The sequence below is a fragment of the Streptomyces sp. NPDC018031 genome (assembly GCF_044327625.1).
GTDB lineage: Bacteria > Actinomycetota > Actinomycetes > Streptomycetales > Streptomycetaceae > Streptomyces.
In genome coordinates, this window is sequence record NZ_JBIRFT010000006.1 from 371775 (window position 1) to 391576 (window position 19802).

The following is a 19802-nucleotide window of genomic DNA, read 5'->3' on the forward strand; positions in this document are numbered from 1 at the left end:
GGGGCAGGGCTCAGGAGACCCTGAGGTGCCGCATCAGCCGCTCGAACACCGTCCAGGCGGTGCCCGACATGCCGTCACCGAGCGGATAGTACAGGGCAGGGGCGGCCGACGGGCCGAGTTCCACCGGCCCGGCGGCGGCCGGAGCACGCACCGCACGGTCGGCCCCGACCTCCCGGACCCCCTCGGCGCCGAGCACGAACCCCACCGGGACCGGCGGTGGCTCCAGGTGGCCGGGGGCCGTCAGGTCCATCCGGCCGGACCGCACCTGGGCGACCATGGACACCAGCCGGTGCTCGCGGACCAGGCTCTCGGCGAGGCCGGGCAGCAGGTCCACCGGGGGCTCCTCGCCCGGTCCGTGACCGACCGCGAGCGTGAGGTGTTCCTCGACCCCTCCGGTGGTCCGGGAGACGGCGAGGGTGGCCACGGCGGGACGGGACCGCGGGTCCCCCACGGCGACGAACCAGCTGGGGGCGGGCGACCGGTCCCAGGCGCGCTCGGTGAGCCGGCCGCGCGACCACGGGTACCGGGCCGGCTCCGCGGTGCCCCAGCCGGCCGGCGGGGCGCCGGTCAGGGCCCGGCACACGGTCTCCAGCGCTCCGCCGAGCAGCAGCCGGTCGTCCGCCGGGTGCCGGGTGTGCGCGGAGATCAGCAGCTGCCGCTCCCCCGTCTTCGCCACGTTCTCGAACGCCTGGTGGACCGGTGTGCCGTCGGGCGGGGCGCCGACCGGCGTGAAGGCCCCGTCGCGCCAGCGCAGCACCGCGCCGGAGAGCCCGTCGTAGTAGCCTCCCCGCCCGTCCCGGACCACCCAGCGGCAGGCCGGTCCGGTCAGCAGCGACCTGGTCGGCAGGGACAGCCGGGACTGTGCGCCCGTGACGATCTGCAGTCCGCGGTCGCTCGCGAACGCGGCCGCCAGGGCGTCCGACAGCCAGGCCGTCATGGCGATCACCGGCCGGTCCTGGAGCACCACCGCGACCTGGTCGGTGAGCACGTCCACGGCGGGCTGCGCGGCGGCGGGCGCGGGTGCCGGGGTGACGCCCGTGATGCGGACCGGAGCGCCGATGCCTGTCCGAGGAACCGCGTCCGGCGGCCAGACCCGCCCCTGGAGCTGGTGTGCCAGCCTGCCGGCGAAGACACCGGCGATCCGTTCCGCGTCCTCCACCGCGGTGGAGGCCCGGGCCTCCACCCACCAGACCGGGCCACTCTGCGCGGGTGCGCCGTCCCCGAGGAGCCGGGCGGCCTCGCCCGGGACGCGGACCAGGAAGGGCGTCTCGACGGACACCAGGGGGCGTCCCGCCTCATCGCAGAGCTGGATGACCGCGTCGTCGGCGGCGGTCCGCACCTCCAGCTCCGGCCCACCGGCGAGCAGCCCGGCCAGCATCGTCCAGATGTCCGGCATCCGCTCGGTGAGGACGATCACGTCCTTGGTCATCGCTCGCCTCCGTCCGTCGGCTCGGCCCGCTCGGCCATTGCCGTCTGCACCAGCCGGTCGGCTGTCCCCCGGCGGATGAACGTTCCCCGGCCGGGTGGCCGGGCGGCGGCGTACACCCCGGGGAACAGCTGCCCCTCGGTGCGGTCGCCGGTCATCACCAGGGCGGACGTCCCGCTTTCCCGCAGGGTCGTCAGGAACGGCTCGTACAGCGCGCGTGCGGCGCCGGACACCCGGCGGGTGACGACGAAGTGCAGGCCGATGTCGGGGGCGGACGGGAGGTACGGCAGGAAGGGCGCCAGTGGCTGCCGGCCCGCCGTGGTCAGCACGTCGTAGTCGTCCACCAGGATGACGATCCGGGGTCCGCCGCCCCAGTTGCCGGGGGCCGGCAGGTCCGGTCCGGCGGCGTCGTCCGGCATGCGCTTGTCCAGTTCGGTGGCGATGCCGGTGGCGAGCGCCTCGGCGAGCCTGCCGTTGTAGGCGTAGCCGCCCCGGTAGGGCTCCGGCACCACGTCCCGCAGACCCCGCCGCGGATCCATGATCCCGAAGACCAGCTCGTCCTCGGTGTACCGCTCGGTCAGGCCCTGGGCGATCAGCCGCAGCAGATTGGTCTTGCCGCATTCGCTGTCACCGAGGACGAGCAGGTGCTGATCGTGTCCGAACAGGTCCAGCAGGACCGGGTCGAGAGCGGTCTGGTCGAGACCGACGGGCACCCGTCGCGGCTCCGCGGCGACCGACGGCAGCACATGGGCCGGTACCCGGGCGGGCAGCACCCGTACCTGCCGCGCCGGCTCGCCCGGCCACGCGGACCGGATCGCCCGTGCCGCGTGGTCCACGGCCGCGCCGAGGTCCGCGGTCTCGGGCAGCCCGTCGATGCGGGGCAGCGCGACCTGGACGAACCGCTTCCCGTCGGTCAGGGCGCGGCCGGTGTCCTCGGGGGTGAGCGTCTCGGCCAGCTTCCGGTCGACGGTGCTGTCACCGGGCTCGTTGAGCCGGAGCTCCACCTGCGTGCCGAACGTCGACTGGTGGGCGATCCGTACGTCGTTCCAGCGCAGCATGCCCGCCACGACGTGGATCCCGTAGCCGCCGCCCCGTTTGAGGAGGTCGCCCACCCCGTCGTCGAGCCCCTCGAAGTCGTCCCGCAGACCGCCGAAGCCGTCGATGAGCAGCACGATGTCGGTCGACGGCAGTTCGGGAAGGCCGCCCGCGGCCCGCAGTTCCCGCAGCCTGTCCACCGAGTCGATGCCGTGTTCACGGAAGATCTCCTCCCGGGCGGCGAGCATGCCGTGCACTTCTTCCACCGTCCGTGCGGCCCGTTCCCGGTCGGCCCGCCCCGCTACCCCGCCCACGTGCGGCAGGGCGGTGAGCGCCTGGAGCCCGCCGCCGACCAGGTCGAGTCCGTAGATCCCGACCTCGCGGGGCGTGTGGGTCATCGCCAGGGACAGGGCGAGGGTGCGCAGCAGGGTGGTCTTTCCGGACTGCGGGCCTCCGATGACCGCCGCGTGGCCACCGGCCACCGTGAGGTCGAGGAGCCACTGACCCTGCCACTGCCGCGCCGGGTCGTCGAGCAGGCCCAGCGGCACCCGCAGGGTCCCGGGGTGCCGTACGAAGCGCAGCCCGCGGTCGTCGACCGTGACCGGGCCGCCGGCGCGGTCCAGGGTGAGGGCGTCCGGGAGCGGCGGCAGCCAGATCCGGCGCACCGGCGGGGCGGCGTCGCGCAGCTGGTCCACGATCACGGACAGGACCGTGGGCCCGGTGTCGCGGTGCCGCGCGGCCGGCTCGTCCCCGCCTGCGCCCGACTCCGCCGGATCGGGCGCGTGGTGCGCCGGGTAGGGCAGTACCGGCGGGCCGGCGGTGTCCGCGTCCCGTCGGGCCGGCCCCTGGTAGGGCCCGGAGACGAAGCTCGCCTTGAACCGCTCGTAGGCGCTGGTGTCGACCTTGAGATAGCCGAAACCCGGGAGCGGCGGCAAGTGGAAGGCGTCGGTGGTGTCCAGGACGGTACGGCTCTCGTCGGCGGAGAAGGTCCGCAGTCCCAGCCGGTAGGAGAGGTAGGTGTCCAGGCCCTTGAGCTTCCCGCCCTCGATGCGCTGGCTGGACAGCAGCAGATGGACGCCGATGCTCCGGCCGATCCGGCCTATGGACAGGAACAGGTCGATGAAATCGGGTTTGGCGGTGAGCAGTTCGCCGAACTCGTCGATGACGACGAACAGGTGTGGCAGCGGCGGCAGTTCCGGCCGCGACGCCCGAAGCGCCGCGTACCGCGCGATGTCCGCGACGTGTCCGGCGTCCTTCAGCACCTGCTGGCGGCGCTTCACCTCGCCGGCGAGGCTGGCGTGCACCCGCTCGACCAGGCCCGCGTGGTTCTCCAGATTGGTGATCACACCGGCCACGTGCGGAAGTCCCTCGAACGGGGCGAAGGTCGCGCCGCCCTTGTAGTCGACCAGCACCAGTGCCAGGTCGTCCGGCGGGTGGCCCGCCACCAGTGCGAGCACCAGGGTCCGCAGCAGCTCGCTCTTGCCCGAGCCGGTCGCCCCGACACACAAGCCGTGCGGCCCCATGCCCAGCTCGGCGGATTCCTTCAGGTCCAGCAGGACCGGCTCGTGGCCGTCGCTCACCCCGATCGGCACCCGGAGGAAGGCCCGCTCCCCGCGCGGCGCCCACATCCGGTCGAGGTCCAGACGGGCCGGATCCTCGATGCCCAGCAGTCCGGCGAAGTCCACCGGTCCGGACAGCGGAGCGTCCGCCAGGGACTCGGCCGACAGCCGCAGCGGCGCCAGCATCCGTGCCAGGCCCTCCGCGCCGGCCGCGGTCAGCGCGTCCAGGTTGCCGCGCGCCGTCACCGGTTCCGCTCCCCGCAGGTCCTCCACGAGCACCCGGTCCCCCTCGACGGTGATCCGCACCGACACCTGGCCGGGCTCCGCCACCCGCTCCGCGACCAGGTGCAGCACGGTGACGCCCATGTCCGCCAGGCCGACCGCCTCGTCCGGGACGGGCAGCTCCTTGGCGACCTGCCCGTAGCCGTCGCTCACCACCAGCAGCCGGGCCGCCATGACCAGGGCGTCCCGGCCGGAGAGCCCCCGCCGGATCTCCGCCGCGTACGAGGCCCGGCCGCGCAGGTCGCGGCCGATCGACCGGGCCAGTTGGGGAAGACCGGGGGCGATGCGCCGGGCGGCCACCGGCCCGTCCCGCTCCTCCGAGGAGAGGATGTGCGGCAGCCACTTCACCCACTCCCAGTCGGCTGACCGGTCCTCGGGCACGGCCACCGCGAGCGCGGCGTCGTCCGGAGCGTGGAACACCGCGCTCTGTACCAGGACCGCCCGGGCCACCTTCAGCACCGCGTCCCGCTCACCCACGACGCTGACGTTGCCCACCCGGTCCAACGGCACGGTGAGCGGCAGGTCGGCGGCCGTGCCGAAACGGTCGGTCAGCGCCCGGGCCTCGTTCAGCATGAACCGGTCGGGGGGAGTGAGCACGCTGCCACCCTGCTGGGCCACGGTCAGCGTGCCCGCGGGCATCTCGCCGCTGCCGATCCGCACCCGGAGGAAATCCAGGTCCGCCCGGCGTCGCTCCCACAGCCGGGCGGGATCGGACACGACGTCGTACAACGCCTGCGGAGGCGGATCCAGGACCCGCGCCGAAGCGCGGCGTTCCCGTTCCCGCGCGCCGAGTTCCTCCCGGAGCTCCTCCACGTACTCCAGATAGCGCTCCCGCTGCCGGCGGCGGGTGCGCTGCGCCTTGCCCCGCTGGGACAGGAGCAGCACGACCGCGCCGACCACGGTGACCACCAGGACGATCGCGCCGATGACCGCGAACTGGCTGTTGCGCACCATGGTCATCATGACGACCGAACTCGTCACCCCGGCGATGGGCATCAGCGTCATGGCGAAGCCGCCGGTCCTGCCCTCGGGAAGGTTGGGCGGCGGCTCGATGGCGCGCGGCTCCGGCGTGACCAGCGGGCGGGTGCCGCGCGCGGGCCGGTGGACCAGGCGGGTGGTCATCGTGCCTTCTCCGATACGTGGTGGGCGTGGTCGGCGGTCATCGTCCCTTCCCGACCGCCCGGTCGAGGAGCGCGGCGGCCAGCCGGCCGGCGGCCATCCTGGTCTCCTGGCCCAGCAAGGAGGCCCGGATCGGCCCGCCCGCGGCGAGATGCCTGTCGTACGGCACCGCCACCACCCGGACGCCCGCGGCCTCCAGGTGCCTGGCCGCCGCGGTCGGGTCGATCGCCGCGTCCGGGGAGTGCGCGGTCAGCGCGACGACCGTGCCGGGCAGCATCCGGGGGTGCGGCACATCGGCCATCCAGTCCAGCACCGCCCGGGTGGTGGCCACACCCTCCACCGTGGCGGGTGCCACCAGCACCCGCGCCTGCGCCGCGGCGAGCGCGGTGCGGGCCAGTGGGTTCGGCAGGGTCTCGCAGTCCACCACGGTGATCCCGAAGTAGCGCCGCAGCGCCACCATCACGGCGCGGTAGTCGGCGAGTTCCAGCCGGGTCCCGACCCTGCCCTGACTGCCGGGCAGCAGCCAGCCGCCCTCCTCGACCTGCACCAGGTAGCCGGTGATCTCGGCGAACTGCATCGACGGTGAGATGACCTGCGCCAGGTCGGAGCAGGTCCACCGCACGGAGGGCGCGCCGAGTCGGATGGGCAGGGTGCCCAGCGCCGGATCCGCCTCCACGACCAGGACCGGGTCCTGCCGGTAGTGCGCGTAGGTCAGGTTGAGGAGCGCCGCCACGGTCGTCTTCCCGGCGCCGCCGCGGATGCTCGTCACCACCAGCTGACGTCCGGTGGTGACCGGCTGCTGCAACCCCCGTGCGACGCCGGTGGCTTCGGCCACCTGCCGGGAGGCGGACGACGCCAGCAGCCGGCGCAGCGACCGGCTCGTCCGGCGCACGGCCGAATCGCCGCTGCGGGACCGGCGCTGGGCCGGGGCCAGATCCGGATCGACGCTCGGTACGGGCGTCGGGGAGGGGATCGCGGGCGGCCGGGCGGCCGGCCCGGAGACGGACCGCGGCACGGCGCCGGGTCCGACGGCGGGCAGGACAGCGCCCGGCATCACCAGGCCGGAGCCGTCCGCCGGGCCGGCCGAGAACTCCGATGCGGCGGAGAGCGCGGGCCCCGCCATGGTCACGGGGGCCACGGGTGCCGTGGGGTCCGCCGGGACCGGGGCGGGGGCGGGCTCCGGGCGGACCGCAAGGTCCGGATCGGGCCCGGGGGCAGCAGGCCCGGGGGCGGGCAGCCGCCCATCGGCCTGCGCCGCACCGTCCTCGCCCCGCAACTGGCGGAGCACGTCCCGCTGCCAGTCGGCGCCACTCACCGGCCGTATCCCCCTTTCACCTGCTGGAAGCCCCCGTTCGATCAGCCACCCGACCGGTGACCGGACCTCAGAACGCGTCGAGCAGCCGCCCGTACACGCCGAACGCCCCGACAGCGAGGGGGAAGAGGGCGAGCACGCCGACCGCCTCCACCAGGTCCACCGCCCGGCGCATCCGCACCCGCACATGCTCCGGCGGCTGCACCACCAGCACGGCGAGCGGCAGCAGCGCGGCACCGGCCAGCACTGCCAGCGGCCCGTACGGCGTGCCGTCGGCGGTGTCGATCCACAACGAGACCAGCCGGACCAGCAGGACGACCGCTCCGCCCAGCAGCACCACGACCTCGGCCACCAGCGGGTAGGCGCGTGACCGCGACAGCATCACCACGGCGAGCACGGCCGTGAGCGGGACCGTCCACCACGACGGCGCGGCGGTGGCCGCCAGCCCGGCGGCCACCGCGGAGACGGTCACCACGACCGTGGCCAGCACCAGCCCGCGATGGGTAGCGGCCAGGGCGGTCTCCACCTGGTGCCGGCTCACCGAGGCGCCACCGGAGCGCCGGTCGTCCAGTCCGGTGAGCCCCGCGCCGGCCAGGGCCAGCCGCGGCAGCACCCCCAGCAGGAGTGCCGACACCACCCCGCAGACCGCCCCGACCAGCGCGATGTCGTCCTGGAGCGCGGCGGTCAACTCCCACACCCCGACCATTGCGGCCACCACCCCCGCACCGACCAGCCCGCCCCGGCCGACCACGGAGAACACCCCCAGCAGCGCCGGCATGACGACGAGCGCCCCGCCCACCCCGGCCAGCCGCGCCGGACCGTCCCAGCTCTCCGCGTCCGCCAGGTACCAGGCCCCCAGCACGCCCAGCGCGCCCCCGCCCAGGATCAGCGTGGCGCCGAGCGGGGCACTCCCCCACCGTGACGCCAGCGCTCCCAGCACGAAGAGCACGCCCGCGCACCCGACGACCGGTACGGCGACATCGGCGGCCCCGAGACTGAGCCGGGCCAGCACCGCGACCGTGGCCGCCAGCCCCACGGCCGACACCCCCGCGGTCCACAGCCGGGCCGTCGGGCCCCACCGCCACGCCCGGACATCGAGGTCCTCGGCCACCTCGTCGGTGACGTCGTGCACCACGGGCGCGGCGGGAGTGTCCTCCTCCCGGACCAGCCGCAGTACCGCACCGTCCGGAACGGCGGCCGAAGCGAGCGTGGCGTCCGGCGCCAGCACGGTGCCGTCGGTGGTGACGATGTGCCGCAGCATCGGGTGCTCGGCGACCGGGTCGTCCAGCAGCCGCATGATGTCGGGGAGCAGCCGCCCGATCGGCTCGTCGGCGGGCAGCACCAGATCCACCCGCCGCCGGTCCCCGACCAGCGTGACCCGGCTCAACTCCACTCGCTGTGACGCCCCCCGCACACTCAGCACTCGATCGAACCTATCATCGGCCCGTCTCCGTCACCGCCGTGGGCACCGGCCGGACACCCGGCCCCGACGTGCCCTTCTCGCCCATCTTGTCCGAGACGAACGACCACCCGACGCACCCGGCACACAGCACCGCGGTGAGCGCGATCCCCCCGAACGCCTTGCCCAGCCCCTCGTCGGTGGCCCGCCGCCCGCGCTGCGGACCGTGCAGCAACGCGTCCCGCAACCGCCGACGCCGGACCGAGACCGACTCCAGGAGCTGACTGTCGTAATCCTGCGCCGTCACAGCTATCCGCCGCTCGTTTCCCGTGCTACTGGTATCAAGTCGGGAATTCACCCAGCCAGGCGCGACTGAGTAGATGCTTTGGGATGTAGTCGGACTCTACCTCGATCGGGCGACCCGCGTCGTAGGCCAAGCACGCGATGGCAAGGGGGCCGAGCGCAAGATATCCCGCGACACTCCCCTCTCGTTTCTCATCCGCCATCCAATACGACTTGTGGCACTCAAGCGCCTCGACCAGTGCCTGGTTGAAGCCTTCGCGATCCTTGCGCAGGAAATGGTAGAAGAGATTGATCGGCTGGTAGAGAACCTTCTGAAGCAGTTCCCGAGGAGCGATCGTAGCCACCTCCGGATGAGACGCCTCGATGGCTGCGGTCAGCTTCTCGGCCAAGCCCGGCCGCTCTAGCCAGTACGACTGCAAGGCATCGACCCAGTGGTAGATGTACTCGTCGTACTCCGAGCCTGAGGCACGCAGCAGGCCGAGCGGTACGTGACACAGTTGAGTCATGCGATTCTGATCCCGGCAGACGACGGCGAACCAGAATGCTGTGAGCCAATTACCGGCATTCGCAAAGTGCTGCGACCCCGCGGTCGGAATGGTCCGCATCTCGTGATTGATGCGGCACTCCACCGTCGCACCCGCCTCGGCCGTTGACGCGAACAATGCCGAACCCACCTGCATCGCCGCGACTACGGCTTCCCAGGTGTCGATACCGGACGCCTCAGGGTCGACCGCAAGGCGCGCTTGCACGTGCACGAGCGCCTCATCCATGGCGATATCGAACATACGCGGCGACTGTTCCAGCATCTGAATGGTGTCAGCCAGTCCTTCACCGAGATCCTGCGCGTAGCCCTCGTCATCGGGGCCGGGACTTCCGTGTCGAGCCACCTTGAGCGTCACCAGGCTCTCCCCTCACCCAATGTCGAACTTGCGCATGGTGTAGCCAGCATACCGGCCAGTGTTGCGGTTTCCCCTGACGAGGATGTAATCCAGCTTACCCTGCGAAAGAGCCATCTTCAGCTCTCTCGCCAGTCGGCGTTCCTGCAAATTCTCGCGCCCTCGCTCACGCATTTCCCGAAGTATATCGTTAAAATATTGCCTGGTCCCCTGATTGGCTCGTGTTCCATCTGGCATGTTGCGATGACCGAGATCTGTTTTGACGCCACCCTTGGCTTCGACCACAACAAAGCCGCCGTCTTCTCGCCGCCACACCTGATCGAACTGATCGTTACCGTTCTCGGGGCCGGCAAGATCTTCTTTAGTCGCGTTCGGGTAGTGCTCGGGAATCACGTGATGTTCGGCTATGGCCTCACCATAGTCCTCACTGGACTTTGTCATGTGCTTGTGCAGTGGCTTGTGCGCAGCCTCAGCGGTATGCACAGCCGCCTCGTTGGCCGGGTTGGCGTCCGCCTCGAACGCCTCCCTTGCTGCCTTCAGTTGCCTCTCCGCGTGCTGGTCAGCGGCTATTGCGGAATGGCGAGTCTGCGCTGCAGCGTCCAGCGCCCCGACGACCTCGGGGCTTACGGTTTCGCGACCTCTCTCGAGGGAGCCCCCGAGATATCGCTCCGGGAGAGGAGGAGGTGCGTCCGACGCCGATATCCACCTTCCTGTTGTCGGATCCCTTACCAATTGAGGTGGAACAAAGCCACTCTCATCGGCTATCGAGGTTCTGTTCCGGTACCCATTGCACTGGTAGTACTTCTTGAAGTAGGCGGGATCATTATTGGCACGTTCCACCTGCCGACGCATGATCTCGTGCGGATCCGCCGACGAACCACCCCGGCCACCAGCTGCATCCTGACCGCTCGCCGTCCCGCCGCTGCCTCCCCGCTGATCAGAACGGGCGCTGTGATCAGCTCCTCCGGCGGCACCGTCGCCGGACGCCGGTCCGTGAGCGCCGTGTTCCGGCGATGACGGCAGGCCGTTCCCGCCGTGCTGCTGCGAGTGGCCGCCCGGGTGTCCCGAAGGCCCGCTGCCGGTCGCCCCGGGAGGGTCGCCCGCCTGGTTCGTGGCGTTCAGTTCGTTTCCGCGGCCGCCCACTCCGGCTAGTTCGTGGTCCTGGGCAAGGGACGTGTCGGACGGGTCCCCATGCTGGGTTCGGTCGGCGGCCGTGCCCTCGTGCGGGGCGTCGTTCGCGTGCTGGAGCCGGGTGCCGTCGGCCGCGTAGTGGCCGCCTTCGCTGAACGCGGTGCCGTCGGGGAGGACCACCGTGTTGTCGGCGCGGACCACCGTGCCGTCGGGGAAGCGCAGGGAGCCGTCGGGGAGGTGCGCGTAGGAGCCGGCGTAGACGTTCTTCAGGCCGGCGATCACGTCCGGGATCTTGATCTTCGCGACGTCGCCGGCCTTGCCCACGGCCTTGGTCACGTAGGTCATCGGGTCGACGAGCCGGCCGCCCTGCCGGACGGCGTTGATCGCCTTGCCGGTCTTGCTCACCGCGTTGGCGGCCGCCCCGGCCTTGGTGGGGGCGGCGACGATGGTGCCGATGTTGAACAGCGTGAGACCGGCGGCGCGGCCCTTGTCCCCGGATTTCCACTCGTCGTAGGCGATGAGGCTCTTGCCGACTTCGCGGGTCACCGCCTTGCTGTTGCGCATCCATCCCGGCAGTTGGTCGTCGGGGATGTCGCGCAGTCCGGGGACGGTGTACAGGGTGATGCCGACGCCGAGCTGTGCCAGGCCCTTCCAGGCGGCCTTCGCCTCGTCCCAGCCGTGGAAGCCGGCGAGGGTCAGCAGGCCGTTGACCGTTCCCCACACGCCGTCGACGATGAAGCCGTCCCACACGACGCTCTTGACGTTGTGCGGGTCGTACCATTCGTATTTCTTCTGCTCGGGCTTGCCCCACGGCAGCTTCTCGGAGTGGGCGTAGTCGTCCTCGCTCCAGCCGTAGGCGTTGGCCTTCTTGGTGCCGTCGTTGACTTCGAGCCGGGCACCCCCGTGCAGGGCGGCGATGGCGTTGTGGGCCCGGCGCTCCGCCGCCTGGAAGGCGGCGACGGCCGCGGCGACACCGTCCCAGATGGCCTGGTGTTCCTCGACCTTGTCGTGGTCCTTCTGCCAGTCGTCGTCCCCGGTGTTCTCGGCTTCGAAGGCGGACGCCTGACCGGCCAGGGAGGTGAGCTTCTGGACGAGCGGGCGGATCTCCTCCTCGTAGGACGTCAGTGCCGAGCCTATGGACTCCAGTTCGCCGGCGAACTCGTCGGCGGTGTCACGCACCGGCACGGTCGTCGCGAACAGTTGCTCCGCCTCCGGGGCGTCGTAGAAGGACTTCAGCCCCTGGAAGCCGGTGTGGATGTCGGAGCCGGTGTTCCGGATCGATTCCGCGACCGAGGTGAACGACGCGGCGTCGATCATCAGTTGCATGAGGTCGCCGGTGAAGACCGGGACGTCCTTGCCGTGGATCACGCCTCGCCCTTCCCCCCGGCCGGGGGCGCGGCGATGCCCTCCGGTACGGCCGGCGCCTTCCCCGGCAGCCGGAACGCCTCGAAGCCCTCCGGCGCCGTCACCGCCTTCCGCTGGGCGTCCGCCGCCATCTCCAGATCTCCGTCGATGTACGCGCTGGTGGCGTCCATCGCCCCTTGGAGCGACTGGCCGGCCCGCGCCGCGATGAACGCCAGCTGCGTTCCGCGGGCCTGGAAGTAGGCGGCCAGCGCCCCCGCGACCGGCCCCATCCCGCCCTGCCGGTCCTTCGCGGGCACGCTGTCCGCCATGATCGTGCCGGCCGAGGCCGCGGCGCTCTCCACCAGGGCGCTGAGGGTCTTCCCGTGGCCCTCGACGTCCTTCGCGGACCCCGCCGTCTTCAGCAGCACGCCCTTGACGCCCGGTGGATCGATGTCCCAGTTGCCGTCCTTGCCCACAGCAGTCCCCCCTGAAGTGGTTCGTTCCCTCCGGGGCGTCGCCCCGTCCCTCCGGCGGCCGGCCCTGCCCGCGACCGGTCCGCGACAGCGGTGCCTGGCGGCCTCAGCCGATGCCGTCGACCGCGGCCTTCGCGCGGGCGAGGGTCTGCTGGGCGGTCGCGTCGTTCTTCTCCAGCGTGGTGCGCACCAGCTGGATGATCGACCGCACCTCGGCGGCGGCGCGGTTCCACCGGAGTTCCTTCGCGTGGTACTCGTCCGCCACCCCGTCCGCGGTGAAGTCCGCCATCGCGGCCTTCACCGCCCGGTCGCGGTCGCCGAGCACCTGCTCCAGCCGGGCGATGACGACGCCGATGTTGCCCTGCGCCTCGCCGGAGGCGCCGGAGTCGTAGCTGCGCCGGTCCTGGTTGCCAGCCATGTCTGCCCCCGCGTCAGCGCCCGGAGAACCGGGCGGAATCGAAGTTCGCGGCGGCCATGGTGGTCCGCGCGTTGTCGGCCGACTCCTGGTCGCCGGAGCCGAAGGCGGTGTCCATCCCGGACTGACCGCCCAGGATCTGCTGAAGCGAGCCGTTCAACGCGGCGGTGATGTCGTCCGCGTTTGCCTTGAACATGTCGAAGGCCGCCTTGCCGGCTCCGTTGAAGCGCCCTTCCAGCGGCTCCGCGGCCGCGATCAACTGCCGGATCAGCAGGCCCAGGTCGGTACTGGATCCCGATGTCTGACTCGTCAGGTTCGACAGCGCCGTGCTGCCCATGTCGAACTTCATGCCCCACCCCGTGTCCGATCAGGTCGTGCTGCCGAGCGACCGGCTCCGGGGCGTGCCTCGGCCCGACCACGTGGCACCTACAACACTCGTGTTATCACCATACAGACGGTCAGCATTCGTCACGCAACCGAGTTGTCGGGGCGGCGTGTTGCGGTAATTCGTACGGAATTCAAGGAGGTTTCGCCTCCGGCCCCGCGGTCGCGCCGGAAACGCCCGTGGCGGGGCCGGGGCTGCCGCCGGGGGCGCCTCCCGTGGTCCGGGGTTACCAGCCCGGGCGGGCCGAGACGCCGCCGTCGACCACCAGGTCGTGGCCGGTGATGAAGGAGGCCATGGGCGAGGCGAGGAAGACGCAGGCGTCGCCGATGTCCTCGGGGCGGCCCAGCCGGCCGGCGGGGGCGGCCGCCCGCCAGCGCCGCACGCCGTCCGGCCACGCCTGCTCGATCCCGTCCCGGGCGATCAGGCCGGGCGAGACGGTGTTGACCCGGATGCCGTACGGGCCGTACTCCAGCGCCGCGGCGCGGGCGTGCATCAGCACGGCGGCTTTGGAGGCGCTGTAGTGGGCGTGGCCCGGGGCCGGGCGGTTGCCCTCGATGGAGCCGATGTGGGTGACCGTCCCGCCGCCGGCCTCCCGCATCACCTCCGCGGCGGCCTGGGTGCAGCCGAAGACGCTCAGCGTGTTGGTGTCGGTCACCGTCCGCCAGTCCTCGGCGGTCATGCCGGGGAGGTCCCGCACCGGCTGGGTGCCCGCGTTGTTGACCAGCGCGGTCAGGGTGCCGCGCCAGTCCGCCGCGGCCCGGACCAGGTCCCGGCAGGCCCGCTCGGTGGTCAGGTCCGCGCGCAGCACCAGTGCGGCGCCGCCGTCCCGTTCGATCCGGTCCGCCAGGGCCCGGGCGGCGCCGGCGCTGTCCCGGTGGTGGACCACCACGGCCGCCCCGGCGGCGGCGAAGCGCAGCGCGATGCCGTGGCCGATGCCGCCGCCGGCGCCGGTCACCAGGGCCACCTGGCCGGTGAGGTCGGGCAGCGGCCGGGGAGCGGGGTGGTGCTCGGCGGGGTGGTGCTCGGCGGGGCGGGGGCGGTCGGTCATCGGGCGCTCCGGTCCGGGGCTCAGCGGGTCAGGGTGGCGATGCGGGCCGCCTCGTGCGGGTAGCGGGCCGTCAGTTCCGCCGCGTCGCCGTGCTCGTAGTCCGGGTAGGTGAAGCCGGGCGCCATGGTGCAGCCGAAGAACGTCCAGGCGCCGCCGTCGGCCACCCGGGCGCCCATCCAGGTGCCCGCGGCCACGGTGAACTGCACGTGCTGGCCGCCCAGCACGTCCGGGCCGAGCACCGCCGTACGGGAGGTGCCGTCCGGGGCGAGCAGCAGGAGTTCCAGCGGGTCGCCGAGGTAGAAGTGCCAGACCTCGTCGCGGGGCAGCCGGTGCAGGGCGGAGAAGTCCCCCGGGGCGGCGGTCAGCAGCATCACGATGGCCGAGCCCTCGGGCCGGCCGTCGGTCCGCTCGGGGCCCGCCCACAGCCGCCGGAAGAGGCCGCCCTCCTCGGGCAGCGGCTCCAGCCGGTAGAAGGCGGCGAGCGCTTCGGGGGTCGGCGGGGACGGTGTGCCGGCGCCGGGTGAGGACGGGGCTGGTGTGCCGGGGCCGGCGGTACGGGGGGTGGGTTCGCGGACCATGCGTGTCCCTCTCGTCCCGGGCCGGCGGCTGCCTGCCCGCTGTCCGCGATCCCTCGGGGCCGCGGCCGGCGGGTCCGGCGTTCAGCGTAGCCGTGCGGCGGGCGGCCTGGGGGTGGTCGCGGTCGGCTACCGGGCGGACTGTCAGTCCAGACCTGGGGCCGGGGCCGTCAGTCCGCGCCTGAGGCTGGGCCGCCGGTCAGCACCTGCCGCAGCCTTCAGTCCACACCGGGCCGGAGCCGTCAGTCCGCGCCTGGGGCTGAGCCGCCGGTCCGCACCTGCCGCAGCCTTCAGTCCACACCTGGGGCCGGGGCCGTCAGTCCGCGCCTGGGGCTGGGCCGCCGGTCCGCACCTGCCGGGGCCGCCGGTCCACACCGCGCCGAGGCCGTCAGTCCACACCTGGGGCCGGGGCCGCCGGGCCGCGCCCGCCCGGGGCCGCTGCGATCATGTACGCGTCGCGCGACTCGGGCGGGCGGCCGCGTCGGAGCCCGTCATATCCTGCGATCCGGACGTGACGTCCGCACCGTGCCCGACCGTCCCCCAGCACGCAGGAGGCCCCTCATGACCACCCGTACCGCCGTCGTCACCGGTGCGAGCAGCGGCATCGGGGCGGCCACGGCCCGGCAGCTCGCCATGGCCGGTTTCCGCGTGGTGCTCACCGCGCGCCGCAAGGACCGCATCGAGGCGCTGGCCGCCGAGCTGAGCGACGCCGGGCACGAGGCCACCGCGTACGCGCTGGACGTCACCGACCGGGCCGCGGTGGACGCCTTCGCCGCCGACGTCGCCCGCGGGGGCCCGGTACACGTTCTGATCAACAACGCGGGCGGGGCGCTCGGCACCGAGTCCGTCGCGACCGCCGACCCGGCCGACTGGCGCGCCATGTACGAGGTCAACGTGCTGGGCGTGCTCAACGTGACGCAGGCCCTGCTGCCGGCGCTCACCGCTTCCGGGGACGGCACGGTGCTGGTGCTGTCCTCCACGGCGGGACTGGCCACCTACGAGGGCGGGGGCGGTTATGTGGCCGCCAAGCACGGCGCCCACGTCATCGCCGAGACGCTCCGCCTGGAGCTGTGCGGCTCCCCGGTCCGGGTCATCGAGATCGCGCCGGGGATGGTGAAGACGGAGGAGTTCGCGAAGGCCCGTTTCCGGGGTGACGAGAGCAAGGCCGCCGCGGTCTACCAGGGGGTCGCCGAGCCGCTGCTGGCGGAGGACGTCGCGGACACCATCACCTGGGCGGTGACCCGGCCCGCGCACGTCAACGTGGACCTTCTGGTGGTCCGGCCGCGCGCCCAGGCGTCCAACTACAAGGTGCACCGGGAGAGCTGACGTCCGCTCCGGCCCGGGCCATGCCGCCCGGGGCCGACCGGGGCGTCGCGAGGCGCGTGTCCGACCGGGGCGTCGCGAGGCGCGTGTCCGGCGGTCCGGCCGGTCCGGCCCGGTTCACGCTGCCGGGAACCGGCGGGTCCCGGAGGGTACCGGGGCCCGCCGGGAGGCGGTCAGCCCTTGACGCAGACGAGCTGCCGGAGCTTGGCGACCACCGCCACCAGGTCCCGCTGCTGCTCGATGACCTGCTCGATCGGCTTGTACGCGCCGGGGATCTCGTCGACCACCCCGGCGTCCTTGCGGCACTCCACGCCCCGGGTCTGCTCCTCCAGGTCCCGGGTGGAGAACCGCTTCTTCGCGGCGTTGCGGCTCATCTTGCGGCCCGCGCCGTGCGAGGCGGAGTTGAAGGAGTCGGCGTTGCCCAGGCCGCGCACGATGTACGAGCCGGTGCCCATGGAGCCGGGGATGATCCCGTACTCGCCGCTGCCCGCGCGGATCGCCCCCTTCCGGGTCACCAGCAGCTCCATGCCCTCGTACCGCTCCTCCGCCACGTAGTTGTGGTGGCAGGAGATGACCGGTTCGAAGGTGACCCTGGCCTTCTTGAACTCGCGGCGCACCACGTCCTGGAAGAGCGCCATCATGATCGCCCGGTTGTACTTCGCGTACTCCTGGGCCCAGAAGAGGTCGTTCCGGTAGGCCGCCATCTGCGGGGTGTCGGAGACGAAGACGGCCAGGTCGCGGTCGATCAGCCCCTGGTTGTGCGGCAGTTTCTGGGCCTGGCCGATGTGGTACTCGGCCAGCTCCTTGCCGATGTTGCGGGAGCCGGAGTGGAGCATGAGCCAGACCGACCCGGTCTCGTCGAGGCAGAACTCGATGAAGTGGTTGCCCCCGCCGAGCGATCCCATCTGCTTCACGGCGCGTTCCCGGCGGAACTTGACCGGGTCCGCGATTCCGTCGAAGCGCGACCAGAAGTCGCCCCACCCGGAGGTGGGGAAGGCGTGCAGCCGCCCGGGGTCCACCGCCTCGTCGTGCATCTCGCGCCCGACCGGAATGGCCGCTTCGATGCTGGAACGGAGCCGGGAGAGGTCGCCGGGCAGGTCGTTGGCGGTCAGCGAGGTCTTGACGGCCGACATCCCGCAGCCGATGTCGACGCCCACCGCCGCCGGGCAGACCGCGCCGTGCATCGCGATCACCGAGCCGACCGTGGCGCCCTTGCCGTAGTGGACGTCCGGCATCACGGCCAGGCCCTTGATCCACGGGAGGGTGGCGACGTTGTGCAGTTGCTGCATGGCGACACCCTCGACCGTCGCCGGGTCGGCCCACATACGGATCGGCACCCGGGCACCGGGCACCTCGGTGTACGTCATAACTTACTCATTCCCCCATAAACGACAGAAATAGCAAAAGCCGGGCGTCGGGCTGTATTCACGACAGCGAACCGGCGGATGCGGTGTGCGTGCGATAGACATTGTCTTCACCCCCCGCCGTGCGGCGGCAAGCAGTTTTCGCTCGAAGGGAGCCCGCGGACCGTGCAGCCAGGGCAGCGAAAGACGTATGGAACGGGTACCGCGCCGGCCGTCGCCGCACTGGCCGTGATCGCCGCCGCCGTCAGCGGCTGCACCGGCCAGTCCGCGCCACCCAACATCCAGGGCGGCGAGCCGGACAGCGCCGGCGGGGCGGCCGTCGTCGAGCCGGGGAAGTACCAGACGCTTCCCGAGGCGTGCGGCACGGTGAGCCTGAAGACGCTGCGCGCCCTGCTGCCCGGCGCCGACGCCGCCGCCGAGACCTCGGAGGAGGCGGAGCAGGCGTACGAGGGCGAGGCCACCGTCACCTATGACACCGACCGGCGCGTCGGATGCCGCTGGAAGGTGCAGTCGCCCGCCGGCAGCCGGCACCTGACGCTGGACTTCCAGCGGGTGGTCTCCTACGACGCGGCGGTCAGCGACGACGACCGGGCACTGCAGCGATATGCCGAGAAGGCGGTCGCGGCCCATGTGCCGGACGCCGACCGGATACCCACCGCGAACGCCTCCGGCACGCCCACCGGCAAGCAGAGCACCCCGGGGCAGGGCAAGGGCGAAGGGTCGGAGACGGCCGGCCCGGGCGGCGACGAGCCGGGCGCGGGCACCGGCACCGGCACCACCCCGGGTTCGCAGACCGGCGGCGGCACCGGCCCGGGGTCCGCTTCCGGCTCCGGGGACCCGGACGGGCCGGCGGGAGCGCCGACCATCGACGCGCCCCGCTCCCTGGAGGACCTCGCCGACAACGCCTTCCTCGACGACCGGCTGGTCACCGGCGACTCCGGGGTGCACCGCGACATCACCGTGGTCTTCCGCTCCTCGAACGTGATCGTGACCATCGAGTACGACAAGTGGTCGAGTGACAAAGCACACATTCCCAGCAGTGAAGAACTCCAGGCGAGCACCGAGGATCTGGCTCACGAGCTGACCGGACACTTCGACGAGTAGCCCGGAGAGGACCCCGGGCGACCGAACGGGCGCCCGCACCGGCCGCGTACGGTGCTCTGTAGCCACGAGGGCGGGACCGCCGCCCCGCGACCGAGATTGAGCAAAGGACCATGCACCGAACAGCCTCGCGACTCGCCCGTATCCTCGCCTGCGCCGCCGTACCGGTGATGCTCGTCGCCGGCTGCTCGTCCGACTCCGGCTCGGACTCCGACTCCCCCGCCACGCCCGACGGCAAGAAGAGCGCGTCGCCGACGGCGAGCCGCACCCCGACGGTCGCCCCGGCGAAGTACGGCAAGCTGCCCCAGGCGTGCGAGAGCCTGTCGAAGAAGACGATCGAGAAGCTGGTCCCCGAGGCCGACCCGAAGAAGGGGAAGCTGCTCCCCTCCTCCGGTGACGGCGAGGCGGGCAGCTGCCTGTGGAGCGGTCTGGGCAGCGACTACCAGTACCGCCTGCTCTCCGTCTCCTACAAGCGCTTCGCGTCCGACGTCGCCATCGGCTCCGGTGAACAGCGCGCCGAGAAGTACGCGGTCGAGCAGGTCGGCAAGGCGCAGGTCGCCGACGGCGCCAAGAACGCCAAGACCGGGACCGCCGCCATCGGCGACTCGGCGACCACCGTCCAGACCAAGATCAAGAAGGACGACGAGGACTTCCGCAACCAGACCGTGGTGGTCCGTACCGCCAACGTCGTGGTGACGGTGGAGTTCGACGGCGCCGGCTACGAGGACGGCGAGACGCCGGACGCCAAGAAGCTCCTGAGCAAGGCCGGGGACGCGGCCAAGGAGGCCGTGGAAGCGGTCGACGCCGCCAACAAGAAGTGACCCGGAGCGGGGGCGGCGGACCGGGCGCGTCCGGCCCGCCGCCCCCGCGCCGGTTCGCGGATGACGCCCGCCCGGGCCGGGCGGGCGACCTCCGCCGGGACGACGCCGGTACCGGAGACGGGTGACGGCCCTGCCGTCACCCGTCTCCGGCCGCCCGGCCCGGTCCCCCGGCCGGGACGGCGCCCCTTCCCGTCCGGGCGAGTTGACGTGTATGCGACCCTGGGCGCGCCGATTTCCGAGGGCGGGGAGGGATCGCGGGTGGCCGCGATGCAGCTGACACGTACGCACCGAATACTCATCGGGGTGGTGGTCGCCGGTGCGGTGGTGATCGCCGCCATCGGCTTCGCGGGCTCCTACGCGGCGGTCCGCGACCTCGCCGAGAAGAAGGGCTTCGGCGAGTTCTCGAAGGTCTTCCCGATCGGCATCGACGCGGGCATCGTGGTGCTGCTCGCCCTCGACCTGCTGCTCACCTGGATCCGCATCCCGTTCCC

17 protein-coding genes are annotated in these 19802 nt (G+C 72.4%); 4 read left to right on the forward strand and 13 right to left on the reverse strand.

From position 1 onward, the window contains the following. Positions 1–10: 10 nt before the first annotated feature. The 12 genes from ACH4B3_RS17985 to ACH4B3_RS18040 form a co-directional block, all read right to left on the reverse strand. Positions 11–1429 carry a DUF6177 family protein gene (locus tag ACH4B3_RS17985; RefSeq protein ID WP_398463815.1) on the reverse strand — a complete coding sequence of 473 codons (1419 nt, stop codon included), beginning with the start codon at positions 1427–1429 and terminating at the stop codon, positions 11–13. Beyond that, the gene (gene eccCa / locus ACH4B3_RS17990; protein ID WP_398463816.1) at positions 1426–5424 is read right to left on the reverse strand and encodes a type VII secretion protein EccCa; all 3999 of its coding nucleotides are present in this window, start codon (positions 5422–5424) and stop codon (positions 1426–1428) included. The genes ACH4B3_RS17985 and eccCa overlap by 4 nt, the downstream gene beginning before the upstream one ends. A gap of 37 nt (positions 5425–5461) precedes the next feature. Beyond that, positions 5462–6736 (reverse strand): hypothetical protein, encoded by a 1275-nt coding sequence (locus ACH4B3_RS17995; RefSeq protein WP_398463817.1) that lies wholly within the window; start codon positions 6734–6736, stop codon positions 5462–5464. A gap of 67 nt (positions 6737–6803) precedes the next feature. Beyond that, a complete protein-coding gene (gene eccD, locus ACH4B3_RS18000; protein WP_398463855.1) occupies positions 6804–8153 on the reverse strand; it encodes a type VII secretion integral membrane protein EccD in 1350 nt (449 codons plus the stop codon). Positions 8154–8169: 16 nt separating this feature from the next. Further along, a complete protein-coding gene (locus ACH4B3_RS18005; protein ID WP_398463818.1) occupies positions 8170–8439 on the reverse strand; it encodes a hypothetical protein in 270 nt (89 codons plus the stop codon). A 34-nt stretch (positions 8440–8473) separates the two neighbouring features. Next, the gene (locus ACH4B3_RS18010) at positions 8474–9334 is read right to left on the reverse strand and encodes an immunity 49 family protein (RefSeq protein ID WP_398463819.1); all 861 of its coding nucleotides are present in this window, start codon (positions 9332–9334) and stop codon (positions 8474–8476) included. A gap of 12 nt (positions 9335–9346) precedes the next feature. Continuing rightward, the gene (locus tag ACH4B3_RS18015) at positions 9347–11830 is read right to left on the reverse strand and encodes a hypothetical protein (protein WP_398463820.1); all 2484 of its coding nucleotides are present in this window, start codon (positions 11828–11830) and stop codon (positions 9347–9349) included. Further along, positions 11827–12282, reverse strand: coding sequence for a DUF6507 family protein (locus tag ACH4B3_RS18020; protein WP_398463821.1), 456 nt, complete (start codon positions 12280–12282; stop codon positions 11827–11829). Before ACH4B3_RS18020 ends, ACH4B3_RS18015 begins: the two co-directional genes overlap by 4 nt. A 103-nt stretch (positions 12283–12385) precedes the next feature. Further along, on the reverse strand, positions 12386–12697 hold the full coding sequence (locus tag ACH4B3_RS18025; RefSeq protein ID WP_398463822.1) for a pore-forming ESAT-6 family protein: 312 nt from the start codon (positions 12695–12697) through the stop codon (positions 12386–12388). Positions 12698–12710: 13 nt separating this feature from the next. Continuing rightward, positions 12711–13043, reverse strand: coding sequence for a hypothetical protein (locus ACH4B3_RS18030; protein ID WP_398463823.1), 333 nt, complete (start codon positions 13041–13043; stop codon positions 12711–12713). A 262-nt stretch (positions 13044–13305) separates the two neighbouring features. Further along, positions 13306–14127, reverse strand: coding sequence for an SDR family NAD(P)-dependent oxidoreductase (locus ACH4B3_RS18035; RefSeq protein WP_398463824.1), 822 nt, complete (start codon positions 14125–14127; stop codon positions 13306–13308). Positions 14128–14147: 20 nt separating this feature from the next. Further along, a complete protein-coding gene (locus tag ACH4B3_RS18040; protein WP_398463825.1) occupies positions 14148–14705 on the reverse strand; it encodes a cupin domain-containing protein in 558 nt (185 codons plus the stop codon). Positions 14706–15263: 558 nt separating this feature from the next. Between ACH4B3_RS18040 and ACH4B3_RS18045 the strand changes: the two genes are divergently transcribed. Then, entirely contained in the window at positions 15264–16028 is a 765-nt protein-coding gene (locus tag ACH4B3_RS18045; RefSeq protein WP_398463826.1) for an SDR family oxidoreductase, read from the forward strand. A gap of 170 nt (positions 16029–16198) precedes the next feature. Here ACH4B3_RS18045 and ACH4B3_RS18050 read toward each other — a convergent pair whose 3' ends face one another. Beyond that, entirely contained in the window at positions 16199–17392 is a 1194-nt protein-coding gene (locus tag ACH4B3_RS18050; protein ID WP_398463827.1) for an RtcB family protein, read from the reverse strand. Between the two features lie 162 nt (positions 17393–17554). Here ACH4B3_RS18050 and ACH4B3_RS18055 point away from each other — a divergent pair, with 162 nt between their 5' ends. The 3 genes from ACH4B3_RS18055 to ACH4B3_RS18065 form a co-directional block, all read left to right on the forward strand. Then, entirely contained in the window at positions 17555–18493 is a 939-nt protein-coding gene (locus ACH4B3_RS18055) for a DUF3558 domain-containing protein (RefSeq protein ID WP_398463828.1), read from the forward strand. 110 nt (positions 18494–18603) lie between these two features. Then, positions 18604–19311, forward strand: a complete 708-nt coding sequence (locus ACH4B3_RS18060; protein WP_398463829.1) for a hypothetical protein — start codon at positions 18604–18606, stop codon at positions 19309–19311. 258 nt (positions 19312–19569) lie between these two features. Continuing rightward, the coding region (locus ACH4B3_RS18065; protein ID WP_398463830.1) for a DUF2637 domain-containing protein at positions 19570–19802 on the forward strand (233 nt) is incomplete at its 3' end.